Genomic DNA, 7,334 nt, shown 5'->3' with positions numbered 1-7,334 from the left:
GACGCCCCCGCGGGTGGCAGGGGCGTCCACGCGCCCGTGGGATCGGGGCGGGATCAGCAGTACTGCGCCTGCTTGCCGATGGAGCGGTACATGCAGTCCGCGTTCTCCAGCAGCTGGAACACCGCGTCCCGGTTCCTGCTCGTCTCGCGGTCGATCACCTCGTCGGGCGGGTAGAAGCCGCCGCCCGAACTCGACGACGGGTACATCTCGAAGGTGTACGAGAAGATCTTGTACGTACCCCACAGCCAGTCGTCGATCGAGCCGTCCGTGATGTAGAGATCACTGGCCTGCTCGGGGGTGTAGCCGTTGCTCGCGGCCATCTTCTGGCCGACGGTCGCGAAGGCGTTGCGGTCGTCCACCGTCATACCGGTCGTGGTGTCCGCGGTGGTGTAACCGAAGGGCCAGAGCACCAGTTCGCTGTAGGTGTGGAAGTCGATCCCGGCCTTGATCTGCTGCACACCGCCGACGACCCGGCCGCGTACGAAGTTCGCCACGACCCTCACCTCGGGCGCGGACTCACCGGCGCTGCCCCGGTAGGTGTCCGAGGACGGGCTGCCGGAGGAGCCGCCGCAGCAGCCCCACCGGTACGCCCAGTTGCGGTTGAGGTCCGTACCGATCGCGCTGGAGCCCGAGTTGGGCTGACGGTTCTTGCGCCAGCTCCGGTACGAGCCGGTCGCGACGTCGTACTCACCGCCGTCCGGGTTGACGTCCGGGATGATCCAGATCTCACGGCTGTTGACGAGATTGGTGACCCGTGAGTCCGTCCCGTAGTCGGAGGTCAGCTCCTTGAGCAGATACAGCGCCATCTCCACGGTGAGGTGCTCACGCGCGTGCTGATGGTGGGTGAAGAGGACCTCGGGCTCGTTCTCGTCGGTGGCGACATTGTCGCTGATCTTGAGGGCGACGATGTTCCGGCCCTGGTACGAGGTGCCGATCACCCGCTGGCTCACCAGGCCGGGGTACGCCGCGATGACACCGCTGATCTCGCTCGTCATCTCCGCGTAGTTGTGGTAGCGGGAGTCGGCGGTGGGGAAGTCGAACGGCTCGACGACACCGTTGAGGGTGCGGTCGGGGACGGCACCCAGCGGTGTGGGCTCGTAGCCGAGCGCGCGGAGCTTCTTCGCCTGCGCCGGGTCGGCGGAGACGACCACGGTCTCGCTGTCCGACTCGTCGATCGTCACACCGGTCCTGGCGAGCGCGGTACGGGTCGCGGAGGTGGCGTGCATATGGATCTCGTACTGCCGGATCTCCTCGTCGGCCGCCGTGGCCCTGGCGGCGGCGGACGGAGGAGCCGAATCGGCGTTGGTGGCCGTGGCGGTCACGCCGAGGGCCAGGGTCAGCAGGGCGGCCAGGGTCGCTGTCCGTCTGCGGCCGGTGCCGCCGCTCGCGCGTGTTCGGAGCCGCATGAAGTCTCCCGGGGGTGGAGGTGTGGGGGGTACTGCTGCGACGCGCCCTGTGCGGGATGGGTGAAGTCGGGCCGTCCGGGGTCATCCTGAGGGCATGACATGAGCCGGTCAAGAGCGCCGAATCGGCGTACCGTACGGGCCCGCTCGCGGCGGCTCCCGCCGCCCGGTGAGCGGTACGGGGGCGGGAGCGCGTCGCGGCCGGACATCCGGCTCCGGAGGTTCCGGGAGGGGGACCGGAGCGGGTTGGAGGTGGACGTGGGGGCGGGGGTGGACGTGGGGTCGCGGCCGGGGTCAGAAGTCGAAGACCGCGCCGCTTCCGCTGTCCTTGGCGCACAGGTTGCCGAAGGTGTGCCGATACGAGAAGTGCTTGCCCTCCCAGACGCCCTCGGCCGTCACGGTCACCGGGTTCCACTCCTTGCTGCACACGGCGCGTGAGCCCCGGGTGGTGATGGTGTCCAACTGGGCTCGGGCGGTGCGCAGTTCCGCACAGGCGCCGGTCGCGTCCGGATGGGTGCCCGATGCCGTGGGCGCGCAGTTCAGGGTCACGGCGCGCAGCACCGCACCGGTCGTGGTGTTGTCTCCCGCCGTGATGCCGAGCACCAGCGCGGACGGGGCGTACAGACCCTCCGCGCTGATCTGTGCCGCGCTCGCCGCGCCGGTGCCGGGCAGGGTGGTGAACGCCAGTGCGGTGGCCGTGAGCGCCAGACCTCTTGCGATGGACCGCATGCAAACACTCCTTGGGTCGAGGGGATCGGTAAAACGCAGGCAGTCTTGCCCGCCCGGACCCGGAATGCGCGGCGCCACCACCAAATCTCGTCGCTCCGAGTGACGGCGCCACCGCGGGTTGCCGTCACCCGATCGGCTTGGACCTGTGGGGGGAGTGGCTCCGAGATCGGACCGAAGGGAGCCCCGCACCGCATTCGATCAAGTAATACCAAGGTCGAGGAGCTACTTGAGCCATCGATTGTAAGATCTGTTCATTTGCCGTCGGGGGCTTCGGCGCCGGGGGCCTGGGAGGAGTGGTGGGGGCGGCGGCGAGCTGGTCCTTGATCCGCTCGCGCATCGATTCCGTGGTGAAGCCGCACGGAGGGCCCCGCGTGGTCGGCCCGTCCGTTGCCGACGGGATGGACCGAACCGTCCTTGGCGATCACCTCGTGGCACAGCGGGCCCGGCAGAGTCGAGTGGCCGTCGCAACACGGCTCGATGGAGCTCGCCGTGCCCGAGCCGCGGCGTCACCGGACGAGGAAGGCGACCGCCGTAAAGGTGCCGCTCGCCGCGCCCACCGCGACAACGGCCGCCGCCACACAGCGAGTTCTGAGCCGGCGGTAGCGCTCCGCGTACTCGTCACGCAGTTCGGCGGCACGCTCCGAGACCTGGACGAGTGTGGCCCTGGACAGTGCCAGCCGGTCCGCGGCATAGGCCCGTTCCACGTCCTCGCGCTGGGCCGTCGTCAGCCAGGGCAACCGCTCGCAGAAGCGCGAAGCCCGGGTACGGGCGTCCCCGACCTCGGCGCTCCACAGGAGATAGCCCTCGATCCGGACAAGACCAAGGGCGCTCTCCTGGTCGGGCTCCACGTATTCCTCCTCGCTCCGGTACGGCTTCGCGCTCGCGTGCCTGTACGGCTTCGCGCGCGACTTCCTGGCCGGGTACGACCGCCCGCCCCGGACCGGCGACTTCCCGCCCGCGGCCGGCGCTCGTTCCTACTTCTGGTTGTCCCCGGGCGCCACGGTCGTGGAGTCGCCGTGCCGGTTCATGGCCTCGTCGAGTGTCCGGATGGCCGGGTAGTGCAGATCGAACGCCGGGGATTCCGAGCGGATCTTCGGCAGGGTGAGGAAGTTGTGCCGCGGCGGCGGGCAGGAAGTCGCCCATTCGAGTGAACGCCCATAGCCCCACGGGTCGTCCTCCTCGACCTTCTTGCCGTACTTGGCGGTCTTCCAGACGTTGTAGAAGAACGGCAGCATCGACAGTCCGAGGACGAACGAGGCGATGGAGGAGACCGTGTTGAGCATGGTGAATCCGTCGGAGGCGAGATAGTCCGCGTACCGGCGCGGCATTCCCTCGGCGCCCAGCCAGTGCTGGACGAGGAAGGTGCCGTGGAATCCGACGAAGAGCGTCCAGAAGGTGATCTTCCCGAGCCGCTCGTCGAGCATCTTGCCGGTGAACTTCGGCCACCAGAAGTGGAATCCGGCGAACATCGCGAACACCACGGTGCCGAAGACGACGTAGTGGAAGTGCGCCACCACGAAGTACGAGTCGGAGACATGGAAGTCCAGCGGCGGCGAGGCCAGCAGGACACCGGTGAGCCCGCCGAAGAGGAAGGTGACCAGGAAGCCGATCGACCAGAGCATGGGTGTCTCGAAGGAGAGCGAGCCGTGCCACATGGTGCCGATCCAGTTGAAGAACTTCACCCCGGTCGGTACCGCGATCAGGAAGGACATGAAGGAGAAGAACGGCAGCAGCACACCGCCGGTCACGAACATATGGTGCGCCCACACCGTGATGGACAGCCCCGCGATCGAGATGGTCGCCCCCACTAGCCCGATGTAACCGAAGACCGGCTTACGGCTGAAGACGGGGATGGTCTCCGTCACGATGCCGAAGAACGGCAGGGCGATGATGTACACCTCCGGATGGCCGAAGAACCAGAAGAGGTGCTGCCAGAGCAGGGCGCCGCCGTTGGCCGGGTCGAAGACGTGCGCGCCGAACTTGCGGTCCGCCTCCAGGGCGAGCAGCGCGGCGGCCAGCACGGGGAAGGCGAACAGCACCAGCAGGGCGGTCAGCAGTACGTTCCAGGTGAAGATCGGCATCCGGAACATCGTCATACCGGGGGCACGCATACAGACGATCGTGGTGATGAAGTTGACCGAGCCGAGGATCGTGCCGAAGCCGGAGAAGGCCAGCCCCATGATCCACAGATCACCGCCGACACCGGGCGAGTGGACCCCGTCGGTGAGCGGGGAGTAGGCGAACCAGCCGAAGTCCGCGGCGCCGTTGGGGGTGAGGAAGCCCGCGACCACCATGAGCGAGCCGAACAGATAGAGCCAGTACGCGAGGATGTTCAGCCGGGGGAAGGCGACATCGGGCGCGCCGATCTGGAGCGGCATGATCCAGTTGGTGAACCCCGCGAACAGCGGCGTCGCGAACATCAGCAGCATGATCGTGCCGTGCACCGTGAAGGCCTGGTTGAACTGCTCGTGCGAGATGATCTGGATGCCGGGACGGGCCAGCTCGGCGCGCATGAAGAGCGCCAGTACACCGCCCATGATGAAGAACCCGAACGACGTGACCAGATAGAGCGTGCCGATCGTCTTATGATCTGTGGTCGTCAGCCATCCGACGATGACAGTGCCCGGATGCTTGCGCCGTACCGGCACCTCGTTCTCATAGGCGTCCTCGGCCTCGGCCGACTCTTCCGTGCCTGTCGTCGTCACTGCAACGTTCCTCCGGTCAACGCCTGGGGTGGGGACTCGGCAAGCAGCATGGCGTCGCTTTCACCGGCCCGGCGCGACCACTTCCTTCCCGGCGCGTCGTGCGGACCGCCGACGCGCCTGTCGCGGGCGCGTAACTCCCGGGCCACGGCGGCGAACCCGGTCATCGGCCCCGGTGCCTCTTCCGTCAGCCGCCGCGACATGACTTTCACCCGATAGGGCGGACGGCGTACGCGGGTGCCACCGTGTGCGCCTCGACGCCCAGGCCCGATCCCGGCGTCCACCCGATGTGACCACTCCGTCACCTTGGGTGGACATCTGCTCGCTGTCCAGGGGTGTTCGGCCTCGCGTACGCCCCGTTCGTGCGGTGGTGGTGACGGGTGCGAACAGGCTTGCGTTTAACAAAAACCGACAAAGCGCGCAGAATGGATTGGGCGCGACTCGGTGTCGCGCATCGCGGTCTGACTTGCGGCGAACGAAGGAGGCGAGTCGTATGGCCGACGTCTCACATGCGAGGGGGGACCTTGCCGGTCATCCCGATGTCCCCGAGATGCAGGAGCGTTACGCGCGCATGCTCGGCGGACGCGATGTGGCACTCGTGGACGGACCGGTGTTTCTCGTCGGTCTGTACTGCGCGCTGTCACCGTGGATCCTGCACTTCTCGAACACTCAGCGATCGCTGACGGTCCACAATCTGATCATCGGCATCGCGATCGTCGTGCTGGCGCTCGGCTTCACCAGGGCGCCGGCCAGGATGTACGGGCTGAGCTGGGCCATGTGCCTCCTGGGAGTGTGGCTGATTGTGTCTCCGTGGGTGGTGGGAAGCGGTCCCGACAAGGGCATCATCTGGAGCAATGTCGTCATCGGCGCTCTCACCTTCCTGCTCGGTCTGCTGTGCGCGGCCGCGGCGATGAAGAGTGGCAAGCGCCGGTTCGGCACCACGGAGGAGACCCGGCTCGGGCCCACGCAGGAAGGGCGGCTCGGGTCTACGCAGGAGGGCCGATACGGGTCTACGCAGGAAGGCCGATTCGGACCCCCACAAGCGAAATGAGGTGACCGACAGGTGAACCTCCCTCTACGATCGGCGGCATGCGCGGCTCCGGGGGACTGCTGAACGTCGTTGACGTGGAAGCCACTTGCTGGGACGGGACGCCTCCGGTCGGCGCGGTCAGCGAGATCATCGAGATCGGACTGACCGTCGTCGACCTCGACGCGGGGGAGCGGATCGAGCGGCACCGTGTGCTCGTACGGCCCGTGCGGTCCGAGGTCAGTGACTTCTGTACCGAGCTGACCGGCCTGACCCAGGCCGAAGTGGACACAGGCCTCGGCTTCGCCGAGGCCTGTCGTCTGCTCGCGGTGGAGCACTCGGCCGGTCTGCGCCCCTGGGCGAGTTGGGGCGACTACGACCGGCGCCAGTTCGCCAGGCAGTGCCGGACCAGCAGTGCCACGTACCCCTTCGGGCAGCGGCACACCAACGCCAAACTCGTCTTCACCGCGGCACACGGACTGCGCACACGGCCGGGGATGGCCCAGGCGCTGCGCATCGCGGGACTTCCGCTGGAGGGCCGGCACCACCGTGGCGACGACGACGCGTGGAACATCGCCGCGCTGATACTCGCACTCGCACGCCGGGACGAATGGCCTTGAGCGGGACGGTCTTCCCCGGACGGGTGAGATGCCTGCCGGTCCCGGACGGGTGAGACGCGTGTCGGTCGAAGGGCGGCTCTCCGGTGCCCGGGTACGCTGCACGCGCCGCCAACGCCCCCTCTCCGGGGGACACGTGAGGCGGGACAGCGCTACGCGCGTCACCACCCGTACGGCTACGGCCACGCACCTCCGGGAGATCCCCATGGAAACCGGCGAATCCGGCCCGACGCGCCGTACGTTACTGCGCACCGGGGCGTATCTCGGCGCCACGTCCCTCTCGGTGGCCACGGCCTCCGCCGTCGCGCGGGCCGGTGAAGGGCGCGGCACCGTCCGTACCGTCCCGGACTGGATCCCGGCCAGCGCCTCCAACTACACCGTGTCCAGCCGCCCTTCGGCGTATCCGGTCGAGTTCGTCATCATCCATGTGACGCAGGTGTCGTTCCAGAACGCCAGGAAGATCTTCCAGAACCCGGCCAAGAAGGTCTCCGCGCACTACATGGTCGCCTCGGCGGACGGATACACCGCCCAGTTCGTGCGGGAGAAGGACATCGCCTGGCACGCGGGCAACTGGGACTACAACACCCGCAGTGTCGGAATCGAGCACGAGGGCTGGGTGGACCGGCCCAAGTACTTCACCGACGCGCTCTACGAGTCGTCCGCGGCGCTGACCGCCGCTGTCTGCGACCGGTACGGCCTGCCGAAGGACCGGGACCATGTCATCGCGCACAGCGAGGTCCCGGGTGCCACGCACACCGACCCGGGGCGGTACTGGAACTGGGACCGCTACCTGGAACTGGTCAACCGCTGATCCGCTGATCCGCTGGTCCGCGGTGGCGCGGCCGGAATATCGCCT

The 7,334-nt window shown here is 67.8% G+C and carries 6 protein-coding genes and 2 pseudogenes; 3 read left to right on the top strand and 5 right to left on the bottom strand.

All coding sequences use genetic code 11. From position 1 onward, the window contains the following. Positions 1-53: 53 nt before the first annotated feature. The 5 genes and pseudogenes from ACWGDX_RS39000 to ctaD form a co-directional block, all read right to left on the bottom strand. The gene (locus ACWGDX_RS39000) at positions 54-1,406 is read right to left on the bottom strand and encodes a M14 family metallopeptidase (RefSeq protein ID WP_453633525.1); all 1,353 of its coding nucleotides are present in this window, start codon (positions 1,404-1,406) and stop codon (positions 54-56) included. 291 nt (positions 1,407-1,697) lie between these two features. Next, a complete protein-coding gene (locus tag ACWGDX_RS38995) occupies positions 1,698-2,132 on the bottom strand; it encodes an SSI family serine proteinase inhibitor (RefSeq protein WP_453633523.1) in 435 nt (144 codons plus the stop codon). A 365-nt stretch (positions 2,133-2,497) separates the two neighbouring features. Beyond that, positions 2,498-2,629 (bottom strand): annotated as a pseudogene (locus ACWGDX_RS38990) (peptidoglycan-binding protein); the annotation flags it as partial. 9 nt (positions 2,630-2,638) lie between these two features. Further along, a complete protein-coding gene (locus ACWGDX_RS38985; protein WP_453633521.1) occupies positions 2,639-2,980 on the bottom strand; it encodes a hypothetical protein in 342 nt (113 codons plus the stop codon). Between the two features lie 126 nt (positions 2,981-3,106). Beyond that, positions 3,107-4,837 (bottom strand): aa3-type cytochrome oxidase subunit I, encoded by a 1,731-nt coding sequence (ctaD, locus tag ACWGDX_RS38980; RefSeq protein ID WP_453633519.1) that lies wholly within the window; start codon positions 4,835-4,837, stop codon positions 3,107-3,109. Between the two features lie 490 nt (positions 4,838-5,327). Between ctaD and ACWGDX_RS38975 the strand changes: the two are divergent. The 3 genes and pseudogenes from ACWGDX_RS38975 to ACWGDX_RS38965 all read left to right on the top strand — a co-directional run. Then, positions 5,328-5,765: pseudogene (locus tag ACWGDX_RS38975) on the top strand (SPW repeat protein); the annotation flags it as partial. A gap of 158 nt (positions 5,766-5,923) precedes the next feature. Next, the gene (locus ACWGDX_RS38970) at positions 5,924-6,481 is read left to right on the top strand and encodes an exonuclease domain-containing protein (protein WP_453633517.1); all 558 of its coding nucleotides are present in this window, start codon (positions 5,924-5,926) and stop codon (positions 6,479-6,481) included. Between the two features lie 202 nt (positions 6,482-6,683). Further along, positions 6,684-7,289, top strand: a complete 606-nt coding sequence (locus ACWGDX_RS38965) for an N-acetylmuramoyl-L-alanine amidase (RefSeq protein ID WP_453633515.1) — start codon at positions 6,684-6,686, stop codon at positions 7,287-7,289. Positions 7,290-7,334: the final 45 nt, after the last annotated feature.

This window comes from Streptomyces sp. NPDC055025 (genome assembly GCF_053608565.1).
This window is presented reverse-complemented; position numbering and strand designations above follow the sequence as displayed.